General features: G+C 39.9%; 18 protein-coding genes. 10 read left to right on the top strand and 8 right to left on the bottom strand.

Annotated elements, in window-relative coordinates:
- Nucleotides 1–81: 81 nt before the first annotated feature.
- From NXS00_RS07235 to NXS00_RS07245, 3 genes are read right to left on the bottom strand one after another with little or no spacing between them, the layout of a single operon-like run.
- Nucleotides 82–501, bottom strand: coding sequence for a LuxR C-terminal-related transcriptional regulator (locus NXS00_RS07235; protein WP_258098485.1), 420 nt, complete (start codon nt 499–501; stop codon nt 82–84).
- On the bottom strand, nt 501–1,742 hold the full coding sequence (locus NXS00_RS07240; protein ID WP_258098486.1) for a M48 family metallopeptidase: 1,242 nt from the start codon (nt 1,740–1,742) through the stop codon (nt 501–503). The genes NXS00_RS07235 and NXS00_RS07240 overlap by 1 nt, the downstream gene beginning before the upstream one ends.
- 36 nt (nt 1,743–1,778) lie before the next feature.
- Nucleotides 1,779–2,843 (bottom strand): PorP/SprF family type IX secretion system membrane protein, encoded by a 1,065-nt coding sequence (locus NXS00_RS07245; protein ID WP_258098487.1) that lies wholly within the window; start codon nt 2,841–2,843, stop codon nt 1,779–1,781.
- A gap of 184 nt (nt 2,844–3,027) precedes the next feature.
- On the opposite strand from NXS00_RS07245, the gene NXS00_RS07250 reads away from it, so the two are divergent.
- The 7 genes from NXS00_RS07250 to NXS00_RS07280 all read left to right on the top strand — a co-directional run bounded on the left by NXS00_RS07250 (nt 3,028) and on the right by NXS00_RS07280 (nt 14,201).
- Nucleotides 3,028–7,284 carry a T9SS type B sorting domain-containing protein gene (locus tag NXS00_RS07250; protein WP_258098488.1) on the top strand — a complete coding sequence of 1,419 codons (4,257 nt, stop codon included), beginning with the start codon at nt 3,028–3,030 and terminating at the stop codon, nt 7,282–7,284.
- Nucleotide 7,285: 1 nt separating this feature from the next.
- Nucleotides 7,286–7,876, top strand: a complete 591-nt coding sequence (locus NXS00_RS07255) for a hypothetical protein (RefSeq protein WP_258098489.1) — start codon at nt 7,286–7,288, stop codon at nt 7,874–7,876.
- A 14-nt stretch (nt 7,877–7,890) separates the two neighbouring features.
- Entirely contained in the window at nt 7,891–8,259 is a 369-nt protein-coding gene (locus tag NXS00_RS07260; protein WP_258098490.1) for a carboxypeptidase-like regulatory domain-containing protein, read from the top strand.
- Entirely contained in the window at nt 8,256–11,078 is a 2,823-nt protein-coding gene (locus NXS00_RS07265; protein ID WP_258098491.1) for a FlgD immunoglobulin-like domain containing protein, read from the top strand. The genes NXS00_RS07260 and NXS00_RS07265 overlap by 4 nt, the downstream gene beginning before the upstream one ends.
- 228 nt (nt 11,079–11,306) lie before the next feature.
- Nucleotides 11,307–12,266, top strand: a complete 960-nt coding sequence (locus NXS00_RS07270) for an L-threonylcarbamoyladenylate synthase (protein WP_258098492.1) — start codon at nt 11,307–11,309, stop codon at nt 12,264–12,266.
- 65 nt (nt 12,267–12,331) lie between these two features.
- The gene (locus NXS00_RS07275) at nt 12,332–13,528 is read left to right on the top strand and encodes a phosphoglycerate kinase (protein WP_258098493.1); all 1,197 of its coding nucleotides are present in this window, start codon (nt 12,332–12,334) and stop codon (nt 13,526–13,528) included.
- A 115-nt stretch (nt 13,529–13,643) separates the two neighbouring features.
- Complete coding sequence (locus NXS00_RS07280; RefSeq protein ID WP_258098494.1) at nt 13,644–14,201, top strand: hypothetical protein; 558 nt, start codon at nt 13,644–13,646, stop codon at nt 14,199–14,201.
- Here NXS00_RS07280 and NXS00_RS07285 read toward each other — a convergent pair.
- Nucleotides 14,185–16,083: a RecQ family ATP-dependent DNA helicase gene (locus NXS00_RS07285; RefSeq protein ID WP_258098495.1), complete on the bottom strand. Its 1,899-nt coding sequence runs from the start codon at nt 16,081–16,083 to the stop codon at nt 14,185–14,187. The two genes, NXS00_RS07280 and NXS00_RS07285, sit on opposite strands and share 17 nt — an antisense overlap.
- Before the next feature lie 146 nt (nt 16,084–16,229).
- On the opposite strand from NXS00_RS07285, the gene NXS00_RS07290 reads away from it, so the two are divergent.
- The gene (locus NXS00_RS07290; protein ID WP_258098496.1) at nt 16,230–16,631 is read left to right on the top strand and encodes an STAS/SEC14 domain-containing protein; all 402 of its coding nucleotides are present in this window, start codon (nt 16,230–16,232) and stop codon (nt 16,629–16,631) included.
- Nucleotides 16,632–16,676: 45 nt separating this feature from the next.
- Here the strand turns inward: NXS00_RS07290 and NXS00_RS07295 are convergent, their stop codons facing one another.
- From NXS00_RS07295 to NXS00_RS07305, 3 genes are all read right to left on the bottom strand, one after another.
- Nucleotides 16,677–18,740, bottom strand: coding sequence for a ComEC/Rec2 family competence protein (locus NXS00_RS07295; protein WP_258098497.1), 2,064 nt, complete (start codon nt 18,738–18,740; stop codon nt 16,677–16,679).
- 68 nt (nt 18,741–18,808) lie between these two features.
- Entirely contained in the window at nt 18,809–19,240 is a 432-nt protein-coding gene (locus NXS00_RS07300) for a GNAT family N-acetyltransferase (protein ID WP_258098498.1), read from the bottom strand.
- Nucleotides 19,221–20,189, bottom strand: coding sequence for a PhoH family protein (locus NXS00_RS07305; RefSeq protein WP_258098499.1), 969 nt, complete (start codon nt 20,187–20,189; stop codon nt 19,221–19,223). Before NXS00_RS07305 ends, NXS00_RS07300 begins: the two co-directional genes overlap by 20 nt.
- Nucleotides 20,190–20,278: 89 nt before the next feature.
- Between NXS00_RS07305 and NXS00_RS07310 the strand changes: the two genes are divergently transcribed.
- Both NXS00_RS07310 and NXS00_RS07315 read left to right on the top strand, forming a co-directional pair.
- Nucleotides 20,279–21,061 carry an SAM hydrolase/SAM-dependent halogenase family protein gene (locus NXS00_RS07310; protein ID WP_258098500.1) on the top strand — a complete coding sequence of 261 codons (783 nt, stop codon included), beginning with the start codon at nt 20,279–20,281 and terminating at the stop codon, nt 21,059–21,061.
- The gene (locus NXS00_RS07315) at nt 21,058–21,354 is read left to right on the top strand and encodes a putative quinol monooxygenase (protein WP_258098501.1); all 297 of its coding nucleotides are present in this window, start codon (nt 21,058–21,060) and stop codon (nt 21,352–21,354) included. The genes NXS00_RS07310 and NXS00_RS07315 overlap by 4 nt, the downstream gene beginning before the upstream one ends.
- A gap of 188 nt (nt 21,355–21,542) precedes the next feature.
- On the opposite strand, the gene NXS00_RS07320 is transcribed toward NXS00_RS07315, so the two are convergent.
- Nucleotides 21,543–22,034 (bottom strand): hypothetical protein, encoded by a 492-nt coding sequence (locus NXS00_RS07320; RefSeq protein WP_258098502.1) that lies wholly within the window; start codon nt 22,032–22,034, stop codon nt 21,543–21,545.
- Between the last annotated feature and the right edge of the window lie 11 nt (nt 22,035–22,045).

A 22,045-nucleotide genomic window follows, 5' to 3' on the forward strand; every position in this document is an offset into this window, starting at 1 on the left:
TCTGAGTAATTGTTAAATATGGCTCAATGAACGTCAATATCAGACAAAAATCACTCATACTTTCGGGTGATTTCACTCAAATCACCCTTTCGGAGGAATCAAAATAGCCAAATCTCGTGCTTTTTGAACTGCCTGGGTTCTTCTGCTCACATTTAGCTTTTGGTAAAGTTTTGAGATATGAGTTTTAATGGTATTCAAAGAGACGAACAACTTATCAGCTATTTCCTGATTGCTGTAACCATCAGCTAACAAATGCAGCACTTCCAATTCACGTTCGCTCAAGTTGAGTTGATTCGCTTTAGTAGAATCTACAGCGTTGGTACTTTTTCTTTTGACAAACTGCAATCCTACAACCACACCAATTATCATAAAAAGAATTGCGATTACTCCAGCATACAGTTCCAGACGCATGTCTCTAATCATAGTCTTATACTGAACTGCCTGAAGCACTACTAAAAGCACTCCTGCTACTACACCATATAGCAGATAACTTCGTTTCATCAATTCATTTTATCCTGCATGGCTCGAACGCGTTGCAACAATGGTGGATGCGAATAATGCACAAACACATATACCGGATGAGGTGTCAGGTTAGACAGATGATCACTACTCATTTTCTTTAATCCTGCAATAAGTGGCTCACCTGAATAAGTCGTTACAGCATATTCATCCGCTTCGTATTCATTCTTTCTACTGAAGATATTTCCAAAAATCCCTAGGATACGTGAGACTGGTGAGTATAGAATTCCGAATGCAAGGATATTCAAGTGAAGTGCTGTAATATCTCCTCCCATTGCCCAACTCACTTCACTGTTATAAATCATTAAGGAGAGCACATAAAGCATCACTCCTACAGATAAGATGCTAATAACCGTTCCGTAGATAATATGCTTCTTTTTGAAATGCCCTACTTCATGAGCAAAAACTGCTGTGAGCTCTTCGGTAGTATGTTTTTCAATCAAAGTATCATAAAGCACAACCTTCTTATTCTTTCCTAGCCCTGAGAAAAATGCATTCCCTTTACTGGACCTTTTAGATCCATCCATGACGAAGATATTCTTCAATGGAAATTTCACTTTTTCGCTATAGCTTTCGATGGCTTGTTTCAGTTCACCATCTTCCATTGGAGTCAGTTTATTGAATAATGGCAGTAATAACGAAGTATAAAAGACATTGATAAACAAGATGAAAACCGTGATGATGCCCCAGAAATAAATCCAGAAATCACTGCCCATAAACATTACCAAGTAGATCAAAGCTCCAAGCAGAATTGCACCCACAATTAAAGTCAGTACATAGCTTTTCAATTTATCTAACCAGAAAGTCTTTTGAGTCATCTTGTTGAACCCAAAACGAGTTTCAATCACAAAGGCTTGATACCAACCAAATGGAGTGCCTAATACATCTGAAATCACAAATAAAACTCCAAAGAATATCAGTGTGGTCACTGGCTCAAGAGGTGAAAAACCACGCACCCATTTATCTAACATTCCAAACCAGCCAAAATAAAGAGCTGCGAAAAGTAAGACAAATGAAAAAGTAGCTGTCAGAATTCCGAACCGGGTGGTTACCCGATTGTATTCCTGAGATTTAGCATATTGCTCCTCGTCGTAAATACCTTTCAATTCTTCAGGAATTGGTTTCTTTGCATTCTTTGCATTCAAAAATCCAAGAATCCTTTCTAAAGCAAAATCCGTTGTTATGATAACCAGTAGAATTGTGAAGATGGTCTGTTCGCTCATTTCACAATATTAAGCACACTAGGGAGAATTGAGAAATTAAAAAAGGAAAGGCACCGGGCATTGAAGCTCGCGCACCTCACGAGAAGGCTTTCTAGGATCTGCTAAACTAAATGCATAGATGATAGAGAGCTCATGAGCTCCACCACTACCAATACCTAAATCAGAAATGGTGTAGTCAAAACTATACCCAAACGTAGTGTTTCCTGCATTCAATCCTATCATAGTGATGATAGACTCACTATTTTTCGTGTTATCAAAGCCATCGATAGGCAATCCTCGGTACCAGAATCCCACCAAGATTGGTTCTAGCGTAAAGTAAACACCTAGATCCAATTGCTTAAAGGCACCTTGCTGCTTGTAATTGATAGAAGGCGTCATGCTGCGTTCCTTCTGATTTGGGTTGGGACGACCTTTATTGGTTAACTGAGAGAATGGAATCTTATATCCACCATGAAGTGAAAATTTTCTATACAAAGGATCATCTCCTCCAGCAACTGCCTGATTAGGTTCTAAAACATGATGCATGGCAGCACCAAACCACAAGTTGCCACTGTATAAAATGCCCCCTAAGGCCAAATCGAAAAATTGATTATTCAATCCAGTGTTGAATACCTCACCAGTTACTGGTCTTACTTGCCCGGTTTCATCGAACTGATCTCCAAATGTCAGTGCACTGAAGTTGATATCCCTCCAATAATAAGCTGCTTCTACACCTGGTCTGAATGTCCAGTTGTGATTCAAGTTTAGCTGATAAGCATATTGCAATCCCACATTAGTGGATTGTAAACCAGCAATTCCTTCCTGATCTCTATTGACAATCAGCCCTAAAGCACTGTATTGTTCTTCAAAGAAATAATCAACATATGCTGAGTAAGTCACATAATTCGCATCAATATTCGGCCATTGATTACGATAGTTCACTCCTGCTCTACCCTTTTGATTAATCCCAGCGAGAGCAGGGTTTAAGTAAAGTGGTGCTGCATAATATTGTGAAAACTGAGGGTCTTGCGCATATGCTTTGTTATTAACAAAAGACATTGCAACGACAAAAATTGCCGATAACCCTGTAAATATGGACCGATATGTATGGTTTGTGAACAAATCTATGCGAATAAAGATATTTTGCTTAACCTTAGCAACGGATAACCACTAACTTAATTGTTAATAGGTTAAAGTTGCTAAACTAGGTAATGTAACGTAAAGTTTAGCGTTAGTATTTTGTACTAAATTTACATAGTGTTGTGTTCATGGGACATATCCACATGATTTAACCCTTACTTTGTGCATGCGAAAATTTCTACTTTCAGGTGTTTTTATCATTTTCTGGTCCATTCTCTGGGTTTCCGGACAAAATATTACAGAGCGTCATTGGTACTTTGGAAGTAACTCAAATGGTTTTGTAATTGATAAAAGTGCTAGAGATGCAACGGTCGTGGACGATCAAGCCACTCCATTCGGCAATCATGGATCTACCGTAATTGCAGATAAGCTAAAAGGAAACTTACTTTTCTATTCAGATGGAGAGGTTATATATGACAATCAACATCAATTATTGCCAGGTTTGGCATTTTCTCGATTGAATGGGGATTTAACCAAGATTCAACCTGTAGTGTCTTGTCCATTTCCAGACAATTCTCAGCAATATTACATTTTCACTAACTCAGGATCGACAATTGAATATAGTGTGGTAGACGCCTCTTTGCAAGGAAATTCTACGATGAGTGAATTCCCACGAGGAGATATCACCTTACTAAACCAACCAACAGGAATCACGGATGCTGCTGAACTATTTAAAGTATTGGAAAGTGCTGATGGACAGAGTTTCTGGCTAGTAACTCAAGACGTTAACACATTAGACCTAGTGGTAAGTCAAGTAGCATCTGGGGGTATCTTAAGCACAACCAACTACGATGTATTTCCAGATTCCATCCCTTCATTTGAAGCAACTGCAGTAGCTGTAAAAACGGATTCTTTAGGAGCAACTACTCTTGCCCTATCCTCTATTCGCAATAACAGAAATATCGTTTTATTGGATTTCGACCCTGCTACAGGAGAAATGACTTTTCAGGAACAGATACTGAATTCAGGATTTTCAGATACTGGCTCAGAAGTTATTTATGATTTGGAATGGTCTCCGGACGGCTCAAAACTCTATTTCTCAAGAACAGGAGACGATACCAATGGCGGCAACCTATACCAGGTTAATTTAACAGATACTGTAGCTACTGATTATCCAGTCACTCCTGTATTAACCAATAGTGTATTCCGCAGTTTCGGATTGAAAAAGGGACCAGACAACCGCATCTACCACCTGTACCAGGCCAATGGCGGATCAGACCCATTTACCATTGGTAGAATAAACTCACCAGATAGTGTTGTCGACACTGGAGTCCTGTATGACAGTTTATTGTTCGAAGAAAACTTTTTAGCAACACAGTTTCCTGAGTTTTCGCCAGCATTTTACCCAGTCAATTACTTTGACTCGCTGACTTTCACTTATTTAGATTCTTGTGAACAAAGCGCAACGAAATTCATAGCCTTTACCAATCCGGTGGCGGATCGCTATTTCTGGAACTTTGGAGATGGCAATACAGGTGTAGGCCCTGCAGCAGTCCATACTTACGATGGACCTACTGGAGCTTTTGTTTCTTTAACGGCAGAACTTAACGGGTATACTCAGTCGATCAGTTTACCAATAGAAATTTTAGCCATTGACACTGCTGTAGACCTGGGGAATGACACCACCATATGTGTGGATGAAATACTCACTTTAGATGCAGGAGAAGGTGTGCAATATATTTGGAGCACTGGAGAAGTCACTCAGACGATAGATATTGATACAGCTGGTACATATTGGGTAGAAGTAACTGGCCCTGGAGGATGTACATCTTTTGACGACATTGTGGTAACAGAGTACGGATTCCAACGACAACTTTCCAATCAGTGGTATTTTGGAGAGCGTGCTGGATTGGATTTTAATTTCACTCCTCCCGAAGCCCTGGTCGATGAAAACCTGATGGACAGTCCAGAAGGTTGTGCCACCATGTCTGGCTCCAATGGAGAACTACTCTTCTACACCAATGGAGTCACTGTCTGGAATAGGGACCATGAAATTATGGTAGGCGGAACCAATATTGGAGGGGATAGTACTGCGGCTCAATCTGCCATTATTTTACCTTTCCCTGATGACAATACGATGTTCTACATCTTCACTACGGAAGAAGTATATGGCGACTTTACCTTCAACCTGAAAATGTCTATTGTAGACATTAAAAAGGATACGGCTAGAGGTCAGGTGCTTATAAAAGACATTCCAATCATTGAATGTAGTACGGAAAGAGTTACCGCTAGTGGATTTACGGGCACTCCTTACTTGCTTGCTCACGAATATGGCAACAACAACTTCCGTTCCTATCAAGTCAATGACAATGGTGTTATTGGCCCAATTCATTCCTCAGCTGGAGAAGAGCATATTTTCGAAGAAGAGCCTCGAGCTACAGGTTACATGAAATTCATCCCAGGTGGCAACCATGTAGCGGTCTCTATTCCCGGAGCCAACAACTATGTAGATATTCTTGATTACGATCTCACCAATGGAGCGGTTAGCAATTCTCGTTTGATTGAAATTGATGAGCCTGGCAATTTTGTCTACGGCATGGAATTCTCTGCTGATGGACAAAACATGTTCATTACGACCAGTTCGGTACTTGGTGGAGCATCACAATTATTGAAATATCGACTGGACTCATTAAACAGTAACAATCCAGCCACCGACATTCAAGCGACCAAAGAGATAGTTCCTGGCACTTCTGCTGATCTTGGTGCTATGCAAATGGGACCAAATGGCATCATATACATTGCTGTGAATAATTCCAGCTTGATTGATCAGATTCAGAACCCGACTGGGCTAACAGCAAATGACATTAGTTATGCCGCCGGACAGGTCAATTTAGACCCACTGGGAGAAGGTCGTATTTCCAGATATGGTTTACCTAACTTTACTCAACAGGTATCAGACCCTAGCTTGACACCAAGTATTTCTACGACGGTAGCGTGTGCTGGACAAGAGACGCTTTTCTCAGGAACTGGACGTGACAATAGCATTGAGTTCTACACCTGGGATTTCGGTGATGGAACCATCATTGCTAATTTATCAAGTCCAGACACCTCACACGTATACACAATTGATAGTACTTACATTGTAACTCTTACACTAAGTAATCGATGTGACACGGATTCCGTATTGACTGATACAGTCACTGTGTTTTCTATTCCTGAAGCACCCATGGTTCCTTCTGACACCTCCCTATGTGGTGGATCAGTAACCCTTTCTGCCTGGGATGTGGATCGAGATGATTTGAATTATTACTGGTCTACGGGAGATTTCACTCGTCAGGTAACTTTCGACGCACCAACTGTGGTGGATGTAGCCATTATCAATGATTTCGGGTGTAGTTCTGATACTGTTACGGTATTCATTGGAGATGGTGAAACTTTTGTGGATTTGGGTCCAGACTTAACAATCTGTCAGTTTGATTCCATTTTACTCGACGCAAATGATCCCGGTCCAATATTTACCTGGACACAAGATGGAGCAGAAATTGGAGATCAGCGCACACAATTGATCAACAGCAACATAGCAGGAGAGTTTGTTTATGCCGTAGAAGTGATTAATGACTTTACAGGCTGTATTTATTCCGATAGTGTGACTGTTTCTATTGTAGGTGCACCAACGGTAACTCAAGCCAATGTGGTCAATCCAGAATGTAGTCAGGCCAATGGCTCTTTTGCCTTGGAAATCGCTGAATCAGGCAACTTTACCTATTCACTTTCGGGAGCAGTTAACGCAGGACCATTCACATTTGACGGACCAGGACTTACACCTGATATTACTGGGCTTTCATCTGGTAGTTACACAGCCACTATCACTAACTCAATCACTGGTTGTACTCGCACTCAAACTGTTCAGCTGGAAGATAATGCGAGTTATAATATAGAGGCGATCGCCCAAAACGAATGTGCACGAACTGGAGATATTCAAATTACGTTCAGCAATTTGATTCCAGAGAATGTTGAAATCAATGTATTTGATCAGTTTAGCAACACAGTATTCTCTTCTACTGAGCTATTGACCACCAGCACATTTAGCATTAACGATCTGGACAGTGGTACTTATTTTGTAGAAGTCAGAGATGTGGCGCCGCCTAACTGCGTGCAGATTGATACCGTTCAGCTAAGCGTATCTCAGGAATGTTATGAAACGATCTTCGTTCCCAATGCATTTAGCCCGAATGGCAATGGACAAAATGAAGAATGGTTTGCATATCCAAATGAGTTTGTGGACCAGTTTGAAGTATATGTATTCAATAGATGGGGTGACCTTGTTTATTACTCTACGGATAAAAACTTCAGATGGGATGGTACCTTCAATGGACGATATGTTTCTCAGGGAACCTATGCTTATCGCATGCTATTTACCAGTACGCTGAGAACTGATGGACAAAAGATTGAACAGTATGGATCTGTGACGGTTATTAAATAAGATGGCATTTTTTGATCAGATCGTAAATCAACTCTTTCCGCAGAAGTCAAATAAGAACGAAATCTTACTTCATGAACCTATCAAGCGAAGTAAAAGCTACCTGGATGACTATACCATGTGGACTAAATCTTTCAAAAGGTTTGATATACTAAACGCGGTTTACAATTCCTACGAGCTCAAAAAACAAGGCGTCATTGGAGATCCTGATGTTCATTTATTAGAAACCAATAGATCCAACGGGTTTGCCATTAGCTACAATGAGCGAATGAACAAAGAGGAATTCGCTTTCCTATTTGACTGGTTTGGCGAACGGACCAAAGAACTGAATTACAAACGAGCTAACAGTGACGTCACAGTAACTGCTAAAAACGGGATTGTTGAGACACTTTCGAGGTATTATTTTAAACCTCGAGTCAATTTTGCTCAACCCAAAGATCGAATCAATCAACAATACGGAAATATTTTGATTGAACATATAACCGTGGATGACCATCCAACGTACATCCGATTTATTGTCAACAATTACAATGACCGCCAATACAACGAAGCTGATGACTTTGAAAAATTGGCTGAGTTTTTGTTGAATAAGTAACAAACACTTGAAACATGAAAACTATGAAATACATTCTTTTTGTAATCTCCGCTGTTCTTCTAGCTGGGTTATTCTCTTTTAAAAATGTAGACAACCAATTTTTACCTACAAAACTTAGAATAACTGTGATTGACGGTCTGGGCAACCCAACTGAAGGCGCAACTGTTTCCATCTTTGAAAAAGAAGAGGATTACAGAGCCGGAGATAATGCTGTTGCTACGATGAGCTCGGACAGCAAAGGGCGAGTGACTTTTAAAGACCTTAAGCCTGTATCTTATTACATCTATGCGCACAAAGGCGACATGAATAATAATGGTGAAGGAGTTGTTACCGCACCGTTGGATGAAGGGAAATTAAACAAAGTAAATACAGTTATTGAGTGATCAAACTCTCTAATTATCTGCTTTTATTAAGCATTATTTTTATAATCCGGGTACCTGAAACGTGCCCGGATTATTCTATTTCATTCGTCTCTGAAGAATCATCCATTGGCTCCAAAGAGAATCCATTAGCCAGACAAGCATACGAAAATCAACTCCTTGCAAACCCAAAAACGGGCCTAATAGATATCAATAGAAAGCAGCAACTTGCATTTGCTCGCACCCTCCCCATAAAAGAAAAATCTCACAGCGACCTTAGAATTGAAGACGAAGAATTCCAAAAAGCTGGCCCATACAATATTGGAGGAAGAACCAGAGCAGCAGCTTTTGATGTAAGATCAGAACGAACCATTCTAGCCGGTGGAGTTTCTGGGAACATTTGGAAAACCATCAATGGCGGTGAAAATTGGACTCGCTCTTCCACCGCCAACATTCGCAACTCAGTTACGACCTTAGTACAAGATACTCGAGAAAATCATCAGGACACCTGGTACTTCGGAACTGGAGAACTTCTTGGAAACAGCGCTAGAAGTCTCGCTTCACCTTATCGTGGAGGAGGCATCTATCAGTCCAATGATAATGGAGATACCTGGACAATACTTAATTCAACCATCGATGAGGCCTCTCCCGACAATTTCACCAGCATGTTTCAATACGTATGGAGAATGGCCCTAAACCCAGACAACCTAAATGAATCAGAGATTTACGCCGCCACATTCGGAGGAATTGTGCGTTCAACAAATGGAGGAGACAGCTGGTCTGTTGTATTAGGTGAATCTTTATACAATGTTGACATTGAAGACCTAAACTGTGAGATCGCTCCATTTTACACTGAAATCCATCGTACCGCACAAGGTGTATATTTTGCATCGTTAAGTGCACAAACCGCAGCAGCTAGAAACTCTAGCTGTGAAAATGATGAACAATATACCAAAGCAGGATTCTACTACAGTTTAGATGGCATCAACTGGATCAACATCACGCCTGCATTTCTCCCAGAAAAACATCAACGAACCGTCATCAACAGCAATAACACCGGAGACGAGGTTTACTTCCTAATAGACGGAGAAAGCCAGGCTTTTTTAAAATTAACAATTACGAGCAAAAGTGCTTCAGTCCTTAACGGCACCTGGAACAGTTTAGCTTTTGGAATCCCTAAATTGGGTGGTACCTATGGAAATTTTGATTCTCAAGGTGGATACAATATGATGGTATCTGTTCATCCTTCCAATGACGATATCATATATGTAGGTGGCACAAACTTGTATCGATCCACTGACGGATTCGTTACAGAAAGAAACACCTCATGGATCGGTGGCTATAGTCCTAAAAACAATGCTTCACAATATGAAGACCACCATGCTGATCAGCACTTGTTACTCTTCTATCCTTCCAATTCCAATCAAATGATTTCATGCTCAGATGGTGGATTGATAAAGACTAACAACAATCAAGCTGACACGGTAAAATGGACTAGTCTTAACAATGGCTATTTAACTTCTCAGTTTTATAGCATTTCCCAACGCAAAGACAGTCGATCCAATGAGATCATTGGAGGCATGCAAGACAATGGTAGCTACTTCAGAGACGCTGTAGGAGAAAATCCTCCATGGAATCGAGTACTAGGCGGAGATGGAGGATATGCCGCCATAACTTCCAATTCAGATTATAGATACGTTTCCTTCCAGAATAGCCAGGTTTATCGTACCACAATGACAGATAACTATCGCCTCAGTTCTTTCGCGAGAGTAGACCCGTTAGGTGGTGGAACAGAAGAAGTCCCTTATCTCTTTATAAACCCCTTCGAATTGGATCCCAAAAATGATAACATTATGTTCCTATTGGGTGGCAATGTGGTTTGGAGAAACAATAATCTAGCACAGATTCCTGGTGGCTTACAGAAGCCTACTTCAGTCGGGTGGGATAAGTTGACAGCAACCAAAATTCCCGATATCCTTTATTCCTGCTTGAGTGTAAGCCCATCATCTGACAAAGTATATGCTGGAATTACTTCTGATTTGCCTGGCCTGGTGGTGATTGACAATGCCTCAGACAAATTCAACACAACCGTTTCCTTTCATCGAGACAGCCTTATACTACCAGCTGGTGGACATGTATCTAGTATTGCCATCAATCCAGAAGATGACAACCACATTGTGTTAACAATCTCTAATTACAATGTTCCTTCGATCTTTGAAAGCTTTGATGGAGGGCAGACATTCATTGATATTAGTGGAAACTTAGAAGAATTTCCAAATGGACTGGGCTATGGACCAAGTGTCCGATGGTCTGAAATAGTTCCGACAAATAATGGATATCGTTATTTCGTGGGAACAAGTATCGGATTATTTACAACTGACAGTGCCGACGGATTTAATACCATTTGGGAACAAAATGGAGCTGAGGAAATTGGTTATGCCGTGGTAACCATGATGGATTACCGAACCATTGATGGGCGACTTGTCATTGCAACCCACGGAAGTGGTACATTCGAAACATTTGTTAATGATGCCAAAAAGTACAATCTACCTGATTTCGCTTCAGCATCATTCACAAGCAAAGCTTATCCTAATCCTTTCACAGCTGAATCAACTATATCCTACGAACTGCCTGAAGATGGAGAAGTAGTAATAGATCTATTCGACGACTCTGGAAGACTGATCAGAAACCTTCTATTCGCACCTCAGTATGCTGGTAAAAATCAAATAGTATGGGACGGATTAAATAATGCTGGAATTCCTGTAAGATCTGGCATTTACTTTGTGGTGGTTCACTACAAAGGCAAAAACCATACAGTACGAATTGTAAGATTACCGTTTTAGTGTAACCAATAATAGCGCATAGGCCGTTATCATGAACCAAAACTTATAGTTAAGAAGGTCTGGAATGATATTGAGCTGCATTAATACTAAGCCTAAAACAAGAATAATGGATACAATTCTTAGTGTATTTCTAGTGCTGTTATTCATTTCAATATCTGAATGGGTTTAGATCGTAAATATATCAGTGATTACATTTTTTTTTAGGATAATTGTAGAGTTTTTACAGAAATGGCGGTAATTGGTACAGACATAGATAAAGCAGCTGAGTTACTCAGTGAGGGGAAGCTGGTAGCTATTCCAACCGAAACGGTTTATGGGTTAGCTGGTAATGCTTTAAATGAAAGTGCTATTCTGGATATTTTCAGTGTCAAGAGAAGGCCAAAATTTGACCCTCTAATCGCTCATACAGACTCATTGGAGAAGGTAAAAAGCTACGTCACACACATTCCTGAGCCTGCCATGAAACTAGCAGACGCATTCTGGCCAGGACCATTGACTATCTTACTGGAAAAACAACCTCACATGCCTGACCTACTGACTTCAGGCTTACCAGCGGTAGCAGTAAGAATGCCTCGACACGAGCTTACGAAACAACTTCTTAGCAAATTCGATTTCCCACTGGCTGCCCCAAGTGCTAACCCATTCGGATATGTATCCCCTACTACTGCACAGCATGTCAATGATCAGTTGGGAGATAAAATTCCGTACATTTTGGACGGAGGGCCATGCTCTATCGGTATAGAATCAACGATCATTGGATTCGGAGAAAATGAAAGACCTATCATCTACAGACTTGGTGGTAAGAAGGTAGAAGACATTGAAGCGGTAGTAGGTAAAGTAAAGCTAAAGATTATCCATTCTTCAGATCCGATGGCTCCGGGAATGTTAAAATCTCATTACGCTCCTTCCAAAAGATTAATCATTGGAAAACTTGACTTACTAGTTTCTCGCTTCGAGCATAAGAAAATCGGTATTATCAGTTTCTCCAAAACGTTCGAGCAAGTTCCTGCCGAAAACCAAATAGCATTATCCCAATCGAAGGATTTAAACGAAGCAGCACGTAACCTTTTTAGCGCTTTGCGTTTGATGGATCAGAAAGATATTGACTTAATCCTGACTGAGAAATTTCCAGAGGAAGGGCTTGGTCAGGCTATTAACGATAGGTTAAATCGCGCCGCATCAAGATAATATCGCAATAAATCTTTGCTTTTATTGTCATATAGAACAATTTAGCACTCCTAAACTTAGTGGATATGAGAACCATAGATGATTTTAATTTTAGAAACAGAAAAGCATTGATCCGTGTGGATTTTAACGTGCCTTTGGATGGAGACTTCAATGTAACTGATGATACTCGTCTGAAAGCTGCTATCCCTACGATCAAGAAGATTATAGATGAAGGAGGAAGTGCCATTTTGATGAGCCACCTAGGCCGTCCAAAAACTGGTCCAGAGGAGAAGTTCTCATTAAAGCACATCATTCCAGATCTTAGTGAAAAATTAGGTGTTACTGTACAATTCGCAAATGATTGCGTAGGAGAAGAAGCTATAGAGAAAAGTAAGAAACTAGGCGCTGGTCAGGTATTACTTCTTGAAAACGTAAGATTCTACCCTGAAGAAACTAAGGGTGATGAAGAGTTTGCTTCTAAACTGGCAAAACTTGGAGATATCTATGTAAATGATGCGTTTGGTACAGCTCACAGAGCACACGCTTCTACAACTATAGTTGCGAAATCATTCAACGACAAATGTTGTGGATATGTAATGCAGCAAGAGTTGGAGAATGCTAAGAAAGTATTAGGCGAACCACAAAGACCTTTTACTGCGATTATGGGTGGAGCAAAAGTATCTGACAAGATTCTTATCATCGAGAGATTGTTGGATGTAGCTGACAACCTAATCATTGGTGGCGGAATGTCATATACATTCTCAAAAGCTGAGGGTGGCAACATCGGTCAATCTCTTTTAGAGGAAGACAAAATGCCATTGACTAAAGAATTGAGAGCTAAGGCTAAAGAAAAAGGTGTAAACCTTATTCTTCCTGTAGATACGGTGATAGCTGATGACTTTAACAAGGATGCTAATAAGCAAACTGTTACAGCGGGCACTATACCCGACGATTGGCAAGGATTGGACATTGGACCAGAAACAGTAAAATTGTTCTCTGAGACGATTGAAAAGTCTAAAACTATCCTTTGGAATGGTCCTATGGGAGTGTTTGAATTCCCTGCATTTGCAGTAGGAACTGAGTCTATCGCAAAATCTGTAGTAAATGCGACAGAAAACGGTGGCTTCTCACTCATAGGTGGTGGAGACTCTGCTTCGGCTATCAACAACTTAGGATTTGGAGATAAAGTATCTTATGTAAGCACCGGTGGGGGTGCATTACTTGAGTACATGGAAGGCAAAGTTCTCCCAGGAGTAGCGGCTCTTGAGGAAACGGAAGAGTAAAAACTAACAAAAATCAATACGAAAAGAGCAGATTATTTCAATCTGCTCTTTTTTTATGTCTTTGATTATCAAAAATTTAGCGTATTTTTGACACGAACACACTGCCTTCTCACCTATGGAAGAATGGAAAACATGGGAAAACGAGGATATTCGTAATAAGTTTCTTGTTAGTAACTACGGTGAAGTCAAATCACTTTATTTCAATCCTCCCAAACTCTTAAAGCACTATAAAAATATGGGCTATCGTGCAATACCAACCCGTAAAAAGGATGGTAAGAACACGCTAATCTATGTTCACAAAGTGGTAGCTGAGCTCTTTCTGCCGAACCCAGATGGACTTGACCATATTATCTTTTTAGATGAAAACAAGGGAAATCCAGCTGCTGACAACCTTAAATGGGTTGACAAAGATGAGTTCAAGCATCATATGAGCAAGTTTCATAAATCAGCTTACACTTACGATAAAGAGTTTACTCCCAACAACAAACTAAGCCGAACTCAAGTAGCTATTATCAAAAAGATGATGGCTGATCCTAACCGAAAAACTCGTGTCAAAATCATTGCAAAACAATTTGGAGTCTCCGTAGGAACCATTTTTAGCATTAAGCGGGGAGATTCCTGGAAACATGTGAAACCTGCAGGAAATACACCTAAAACTACTCAGGAGAAATAGCAAACATCTCACTCCTGGTGAAGTAGATGCGACGCTGATCCATCAAAGTCCTAATTCCAGCTACCAAATCATCAAAGTCTAGTCCTGTAAAATGTGCCTTTAAATCTTGTTCAGATTTAGCACCTGTCTGGATAAAGTCTTCAATCTGATTAAGTGGTATGGAATTGGTGTATTTGACTTTGGAAAGGCAAACATCACAAACACCACAATCTTCAGCAGTGACTTCATCAAAATACTTTTGAATCACTCTGGAGCGACATTTTTTGGTATCAGAGACATAATTGATGACCGACTCGGCCTTGCGGAGAGTGACATCTCTTCGCCACTTGATTCGCTTTTGATCTAAGGGTAAGTTATTTGCATCGTATCGTGGAGTCAGGAATGTGATTCTTGGGATATCACTGGCGCGCTGATAAGTAACTACTTCCGCTTGGTGCAAATAGGTTAATTGTTGATAGGCTTTTTCAATGGACTCACCCAGAAGTGATGCTATATCCTTCTCTTTGATAGTCACAAAGTCGGTAAACAGCTGACCTCCATACAAACGCATGAGTACTTTGATCACTGGGTCCATTGCTCTATTAGCCACTTGAAACTTGTAAACTTCCGGTTGATCTAAATTAAAGATCAGCTTGGATGTCTCTTTGAATGGTTCGTTTAAGGCTATCAAGCCTTCATCCGCTAGCTTATTGAGCGCATGAAAAGTTTCTACTAATGGCAAGTCGAAATTGCGAGCGAAAGCCTGGTAATCAAACTCAAAACTAGAAAGCGCATTACTTCCTACAGCCAGCTTAAAGTAGTTGGCCAACGCCTGGTAAACCCTTCTGATATATTCAACAGAAACTGCTGCCTGCTCCGTACGAGTTCTTAGGTTTTCTATATCGTTTTTTGTGTACAGCTGAATGGCATATGCCTTCTGCTCATCTCTTCCTGCCCTACCGGCTTCCTGATAATACGCTTCTAATGAGTCAGGCAAATCATAATGAATAACAGTACGCACATCTGGTTTGTCAATCCCCATCCCAAAGGCATTCGTAGCTACCATCACTCTCGTTTCACCAGCTATCCATTTGTCCTGCTTAGCTGACCTTATTGAGCCCGGAACTCCTGCATGGTAGTAATCAGTTGATATCTGATTGTAATGCAAGAATTCAGCAATTTCACGGGTTTGCTTTCTACTCCGAACATACACCACACTACTTCCCTGAACACTTTTTAAGATCTCCAGAATTTTTTGCTCCTTATGCTCCAATTCAAAAACTGAGTAAGACAAATTAGCTCGTGCGAAACTCTTCTGAAAAACACGCGCATTCTCTGCTTTGAGTTTATCAAGAATATCAAACTTCACTTCACGAGTGGCAGAAGCTGTTAAAGCAACAATTCTGGGAGGATTGATTTCTTCTATAAACTCCGCAATTTCCAGATAAGGAGGTCTGAAATCATAACCCCATTGGGAAATACAGTGAGCTTCATCAATAGCCAACAGATTGATATCCATTTGCTTTGCACGCTCTTTGAAAATATCCGTCTTTAATCGCTCAGGAGAGACATACAAAAACTTGATTTGCCCATAAACACAGTTGTCTAAAGCAATATCAATCTCCTTTTTACTCATGCCAGAATAAATAGCCACCGCTTTAATATTGCGCTTTTGCAACTGCATCACTTGATCTTTCATCAGTGCAATCAAAGGAGATATCACTATACAAATACCTTCAACGCACAAAGCGGGAACCTGAAAACAGATTGACTTCCCTCCTCCTGTTGGCAATAACGCCAATACCGGCTGCTTATCAAGCACAGCACCAATGATTTCAGACTGTAGAGGTCTGAAATCAGAGTAGCCCCAAAATTTCTGTAATATTTGAAGTGGTGTACTCAACTATACAATGCTAAGGTTAAGGTAATCTGACAAAAGCCTTTTTAATTCAAATCTGACGGAATGAAGATAAGTTGAATTATTTTAACACTCAAATAGATTAAAAAGATCAATCCGATAAATTCTTTTTGACTGAATAAACACACCTCATGAGTACCCACACAACCTACAACAAAAAACACTGCGCTATTCAACATCTTCCTAAAATAAACGCTATTCAAATAGAATGGAAAGGATTTTCTATTGCTAAAGACTTTCAGGAAGCCTGCAATTTCGCATTGGATTTAATGACTAAAAATAAGTCCAGTAAATTATTAGTAGACAACAGGAACTCGAAAGTTGTTAGCCAGGAAAATCAGGAATGGTTAGCAAACGAATGGTATGAAAAAGCTTACAAAAATGGCTATCGAGCAACTGCCGTCATCGTAAGTGATAATATTCTCAATCAAATGTCCATTAAAAACATTGAAGAAAAGAAATCAATGCTCGGGCTTCAATCCAGACACTTTAGCAATACGAATGAAGCAATAAGTTGGTTGAAGTCTATCTAACAATTTAGAGGTTTGACCTATTTGTTGTTAGCAGCAGTACTCGAACTACAATTTTAAATAACCATCATCTTTCAGGGAGTGATAGTCAATTCCATTAGATTCACATAGGGATATCATTTGCTGCTTTTCATAGTAGCTCAACCCGTTCCCAAGCACTACCAACTGGCAATCAAAATAATCCAGTAGCTCCGCACATGGAGACTTCAGGTAAACTATATCCACAGAGAGCTTTTCAGAGAGCTCATACCCCTGCATGTCACCAACTAAAACCACCTCTCTCCCATTGGCCTCTATTACCTGAAGCTGCCCAATTGCTCTTGCCAACTCAGACTGCTCAATCATTTTCCAGGATTTGGAGGTTTTTGACAAGCCATTCGCCAATCGAAACGGATCTACCTGGAAATAAGTCTCCTCTCTTAAGTTTTCCGGAAAAGTATCAACAAGTAGCACAGCTTCAGACCCCTGAATGATATCTATAGCGGCTATGTCATCAATTTCATACAACAAAGTAATTCGTTTATGATCCTGATCCCAATCCTTCCAAACTAACCATAAACTGAAAAGCATGATGCAGAAAACTGAAATCTTCATCAGGTGATAACTGTAACAAGTCACCAACTGATAGCAGAACAATAAAATGAGGTAAATCAAAACCACATCGATGAGGTCAAAATAAATCCAATCAAATAAAGGATATGGAAGTACCTTCAGAGACAATACGATTTCATTAACACCATAAACGATTAACTCATAAATGAAAGCTAATACTTGACCAGCCACAGGAATAGTAGCTCCCAGTAGTAGTACTAACAAACCACCATACAACATCACCGTCGCCGCAGGAATAACCACCAGGTTTGATACTAAGAAATATGTCGGAAATTGATGAAAATAATAGAGCGTCAACGGAAACGTAGCTATTTGGGCAGCAATGGAAACGCACAAAATCGACCAGATATAATTTCCGACTTTATTGTGAATATGCCACTTGTGGTACAAAAGTGGGTAAATCATCAGAATGCCAAAGACAGCAATAAACGACAATTGAAATCCTACTGCATAGATTACGAACGGATCCAATACGATTAAAATGAAAGCTGCAATTCCCAATGAATTATAAATATTAGCTTTTTTATGAAATGCTTCACTGATAATGATTACTGAAAACATAGTAGCAGCTCGCATCACAGATGGAGAAAACCCTGTAATCAGCGCATACATCCAGATGACACTAGTAGCTACAATCATGAAAACAAACCGACCATAGCGACGCTCTTTCAATGGCTTAAATAGTATTTTCAAAAGAATGAAAATGATGCCAACATGCAATCCAGACACAGCCAATACATGAATAGCACCTGCAGAAGAATAAGCTGTTTTAAGTTCATTATCCAAATGATCTTTAATACCTAAAATCAGTGCAGAAATGATAGCTTTTTCTCTGGGATTACGAATCAACTCATCAATTACCTTTTGTGATTCTGCACGAATCTGATAAGCCCAACCTAAGATTGGATTCAAACGTTGATGATCAACTTGTTGCACCTGATCCCACGAGACAAAAGCATGAGCGTAGATATTCTGTCTTTTGAGATAGGTTTTGTAATCAAACTCCTCAGGATTCTTCGGCGCAGCAATATCAAAGTAACCTTTGGAAATAGCCACCACATCACCATACTGTAGCAACTTGCTATCTGCACGCTCAACATACAGATAGATTTTGCCCTGAACTCGCGCTGAACTATCATCATTGATGATTTCAAAAAGTTCTAGCTCATACCTCCGATGATTGGTTCGATCACTGTGGTCAGACACAATAACTCCTACAAATCCATCTGGATTTTCAAAATGCGAATAATGATTTGAGATTCTTTCTTCCTCATTCAACCCTCCTAGCAGAAAACCTACTATAGTGAACAGAAGTAAAATGACCACTCCTCTTATGACCGACCATCTGTATGTCAAGAAAGCAATTACAATGAGTAAAATGCAAACAATTCCTATCCACAAACTAGGAATCTCATCAACTTTAACTAGCTGTGAGATCACAATACCTGCAGATAAGCCAATTGAAAGCCTAATGAAGGGAAAAGAAGACCATTTAAACATTATGACGTGTTCTGACTAAATCGGTAAATGAATATCACCAATTCCGACAACACATACAACGTTTTAACTTAAGATTTGCGATACATTTTGTAGTGCATGATATCACACTCTTCAAACTGCTCACCCTCTTTCAGAAAATGAAACTTCGAGTAAAGAGGAACAGCAGATAATTGAGAATGCAAATAGACATAAATACCCTGACCATATTGCATTCGAATATCTTCCAGAACTGCCTCCACTAGTTTCGATCCAATTCCGGTGCCTCTTGCCGTTTTCTTTACGGCAAAACGTTCTAATTTTATGCCTTTTTCTGTTTGCCTGTAGCGAGCAGCTCCTACTGGATCAGCATTTGAATCTAAAACAACAAAGTGCTTGCAGATATCCTCGTGTTCATCCTGTTCTGCTTCAGCAGGAACTCCCTGCTCATCCACAAACACTTCATGACGAATAGCTACTGCCTTTTGCTTTAACGCTGCTGAATCAACCTTTAGAACCTCCATCGTTTTGATTATCCTGATGTGAATTGTAAGCTCTCACGATATCCTTCACTAGCTTATGACGTACTACGTCCTTCTCATCAAGTGTTACAAATCCTATTCCCTTGATATCACGAAGAACATGTAGTGCTTCAACCAAACCAGATTTTTGATTTCTAGGCAAGTCAATTTGAGATCGATCTCCCGTAATGATCACTTTTGATTCCGGTCCCATACGAGTCAAGAACATCTTGATCTGCATGGGCGTAGTATTCTGAGCTTCATCCAACAAGATGTAAGCATTATTCAATGTACGCCCACGCATATATGCTAGCGGAGCAATCTCAATCACCCCATTCTCCCGATAATAACGCAACTTCTCAGAAGGAATCATGTCATTGAGCGCATCATAGATCGGACGTAAGTATGGATCGATCTTTTCTGTAAGATCTCCAGGTAAGAAACCAAGGTTTTCTCCAGCCTCTACTGCCGGACGTGTAATGATGATTTTCTTGACATCTTTATTCTTAAGTGCTCTTACTGCTAAAGCCACACTGATATAAGTCTTACCCGTACCAGCAGGCCCAATAGCAAAAACCAGATCGTTTTTTTCTACAGCTTTGACCAGATCCTTTTGATTTTTAGTCTTTGGAGTGATTTTAAAACCTCTAGTTCCAAACACCAAAACGTCATCAGCACCCGAATGTGTCGTACTGTGCTGCTCATCATTGATATAAGACACCACATTTTCGTGAGTCACCTTGCCATACTTATTGTAATGATTTAGCAGACTATTTAAAATGTCGTTAATCTTCAGAATCTGTGGAGCAGTTCCCTGTATTCTAATCTCGTTTCCTCGTGAAATAATCTTGCTCTCAGGAAACGCAGAGGCGATTTCTTTAATATTCTGGTTTTGGATTCCAAGGAAATCGACAAGGGATATATTTTCTAGCGTTATTACCTTTTCTAACAAATGAATGCTCGATTTATGTGGGTTTAATTTTTCTTGCTTTTAGAATTTATATTTTTGTCTCAAGTTAAAAAAATATTTCCGTTGCTTGTATGGCGCTAGTCACTTTTATGTCAGATTTCGGTACAGAGGACCACTATGTAGCAGCGGTAAAGGCAGCCATTCTCAAAGGCAACCAATCTCTGAACATTATTGACATCAGTCACTCTATCTATCCTTCAGATATCGGACATGCTTCGTACGTTTTGAAAAGCGTATTTCGTGATTTTCCTGCCAATACAGTTCACCTATGTGCGGTTGATCTTAACTCGAGAGAACCTAATAAGCTCATAGCTATTAAACTCGAAGAGCATTATTTTGTTGGCCCTGACAGTGGTTTGTTCAGTCTCTTGTCTACTCAAAGACCAACTGCCATTATTGACATCAATGCACTGAAGCCCATAGAAAGTACATTTGACGCCAAAGACATTATGGCTCCAGTAGTGTCCGGGTTAGCCAATGGTAAAAACATCCATGAGATTGGTCCTGCATTGCAAGAGATGAAAGTGCTTTACTCCAGACAACTCAAAGTCACTAAAAGAGAAATCTCTGGCAATGTGATCAGAGTAGACTCTTATGGCAATTTGATTACAAATATTGTTCAGACAGAGTTTGACACAATTATGAAAATCAATGGCAACAAGCCATTTGAAGTAGGGTTTGGAAGAGAGAAATCAAGAAGAATTCACAAAACATACAATGAAGTAGAATCTGGCGAATTCTATATTTTCTTTAACAGCAATGGATATTTGCAAATAGGAATCAATAAAGGAAATGCGTCTGAGCTTCTTGGTTTAGCGCTGGACTCCCCTGTTGTCATCAATTTTGAAATATGATTACCCGAATAGTTAGAATGGTCTTTCAAGAAGATAAGACTGATGCATTTGAAGCAGTCTTTGATGCGAGTAAAGAGAAAATCCGTGCTCGAAGTGGCTGTCAATACCTTTCGCTACATCGAGACCATCATTCTCCAAATGTTTACTACACAATTAGTAAATGGGATGCTCAACAGGATCTGGATGATTACAGAAACTCGGAGTTATTCAAAACCACCTGGGCTAAAACAAAATTCCTATTCGCCGATAAGCCAAGTGCTTACTCTCTGGAACAAGTGATTGATCTTCCTTAAACACCCTTCGACAGAGCATTTCAGAATTTAACCGAAGAATTTGATTGGTTGAACGAACAAAAGTTTGTCAATTCACGGGAACCCATAGATTTGTACATGAATCTAGCCCGAAAGGGTCATAGACATAGCTGGTTGTGGTCCCTCGTTTTTCCCTTACGAGGGATCTTTTTTTTTATACCAGTCCTATTTTAGTGTCCAGTGCAGACAGCTACTCCATCAAATAAGTAATCCTCATTCTTACCTACGTTTCCAAATGACAGCACCATATGCTTAAAGTAAGTATCATTCATATGGATTTTGACACTACCATCAAGAGTAAGGAACAAATCGTAGGTTAACTCCTGACCATCAGAAAGCACTGTATTCTCAACCACTGTGACACTTTCTCCAGTAGCCCCATCTACATCATTCAATCTCAATGCTAATTCACCAACCTCACTTACTCCACCAAAATGCAAATGCGCTGGATGCACACCCCCCTCTACTGTATTTTCAACCTGAATTCTGAATTCTAACTTTCCTGGCCCCAGTTCAGTAACAGTGACATCACCTCGCACTGGATTAGAATTGGCACGATGCAACAAGTACGTGTTTTGCCTTAAATCCGGCTCAGAATTACTTTGACAACCAAATAATCCAACGATTATTAATATAGAAGCTAGCTGTATAGTTACTTTCATGCTTGAAAATT

The organism is Marinoscillum pacificum, assembly GCF_024714495.1.
GTDB classification, from domain to species: Bacteria; Bacteroidota; Bacteroidia; order Cytophagales; family Cyclobacteriaceae; genus Marinoscillum; species Marinoscillum pacificum.

Bases quoted from the DNA above. Each gene is read 5' to 3' on its own strand.
- NXS00_RS07295 (WP_258098497.1), bottom strand. From the start codon at position 18,740: ATGTTTAAATGGTCTTCTTTTCCCTTCATTAGGCTTTCAATTGGCTTA.
- NXS00_RS07290 (WP_258098496.1), top strand. From the start codon at position 16,230: ATGAGTACCCACACAACCTACAACAAAAAACACTGCGCTATTCAACAT.
- NXS00_RS07235 (WP_258098485.1), bottom strand. From the start codon at position 501: ATGAAACGAAGTTATCTGCTATATGGTGTAGTAGCAGGAGTGCTTTTA.
- NXS00_RS07300 (WP_258098498.1), bottom strand. From the start codon at position 19,240: ATGGAGGTTCTAAAGGTTGATTCAGCAGCGTTAAAGCAAAAGGCAGTA.
- NXS00_RS07280 (WP_258098494.1), top strand. From the start codon at position 13,644: ATGGAAGAATGGAAAACATGGGAAAACGAGGATATTCGTAATAAGTTT.
- NXS00_RS07315 (WP_258098501.1), top strand. From the start codon at position 21,058: ATGATTACCCGAATAGTTAGAATGGTCTTTCAAGAAGATAAGACTGAT.
- NXS00_RS07240 (WP_258098486.1), bottom strand. From the start codon at position 1,742: ATGAGCGAACAGACCATCTTCACAATTCTACTGGTTATCATAACAACG.
- NXS00_RS07250 (WP_258098488.1), top strand. From the start codon at position 3,028: ATGCGAAAATTTCTACTTTCAGGTGTTTTTATCATTTTCTGGTCCATT.
- NXS00_RS07260 (WP_258098490.1), top strand. From the start codon at position 7,891: ATGAAAACTATGAAATACATTCTTTTTGTAATCTCCGCTGTTCTTCTA.
- NXS00_RS07310 (WP_258098500.1), top strand. From the start codon at position 20,279: ATGGCGCTAGTCACTTTTATGTCAGATTTCGGTACAGAGGACCACTAT.
- NXS00_RS07270 (WP_258098492.1), top strand. From the start codon at position 11,307: ATGGCGGTAATTGGTACAGACATAGATAAAGCAGCTGAGTTACTCAGT.
- NXS00_RS07255 (WP_258098489.1), top strand. From the start codon at position 7,286: ATGGCATTTTTTGATCAGATCGTAAATCAACTCTTTCCGCAGAAGTCA.
- NXS00_RS07320 (WP_258098502.1), bottom strand. From the start codon at position 22,034: ATGAAAGTAACTATACAGCTAGCTTCTATATTAATAATCGTTGGATTA.
- NXS00_RS07275 (WP_258098493.1), top strand. From the start codon at position 12,332: ATGAGAACCATAGATGATTTTAATTTTAGAAACAGAAAAGCATTGATC.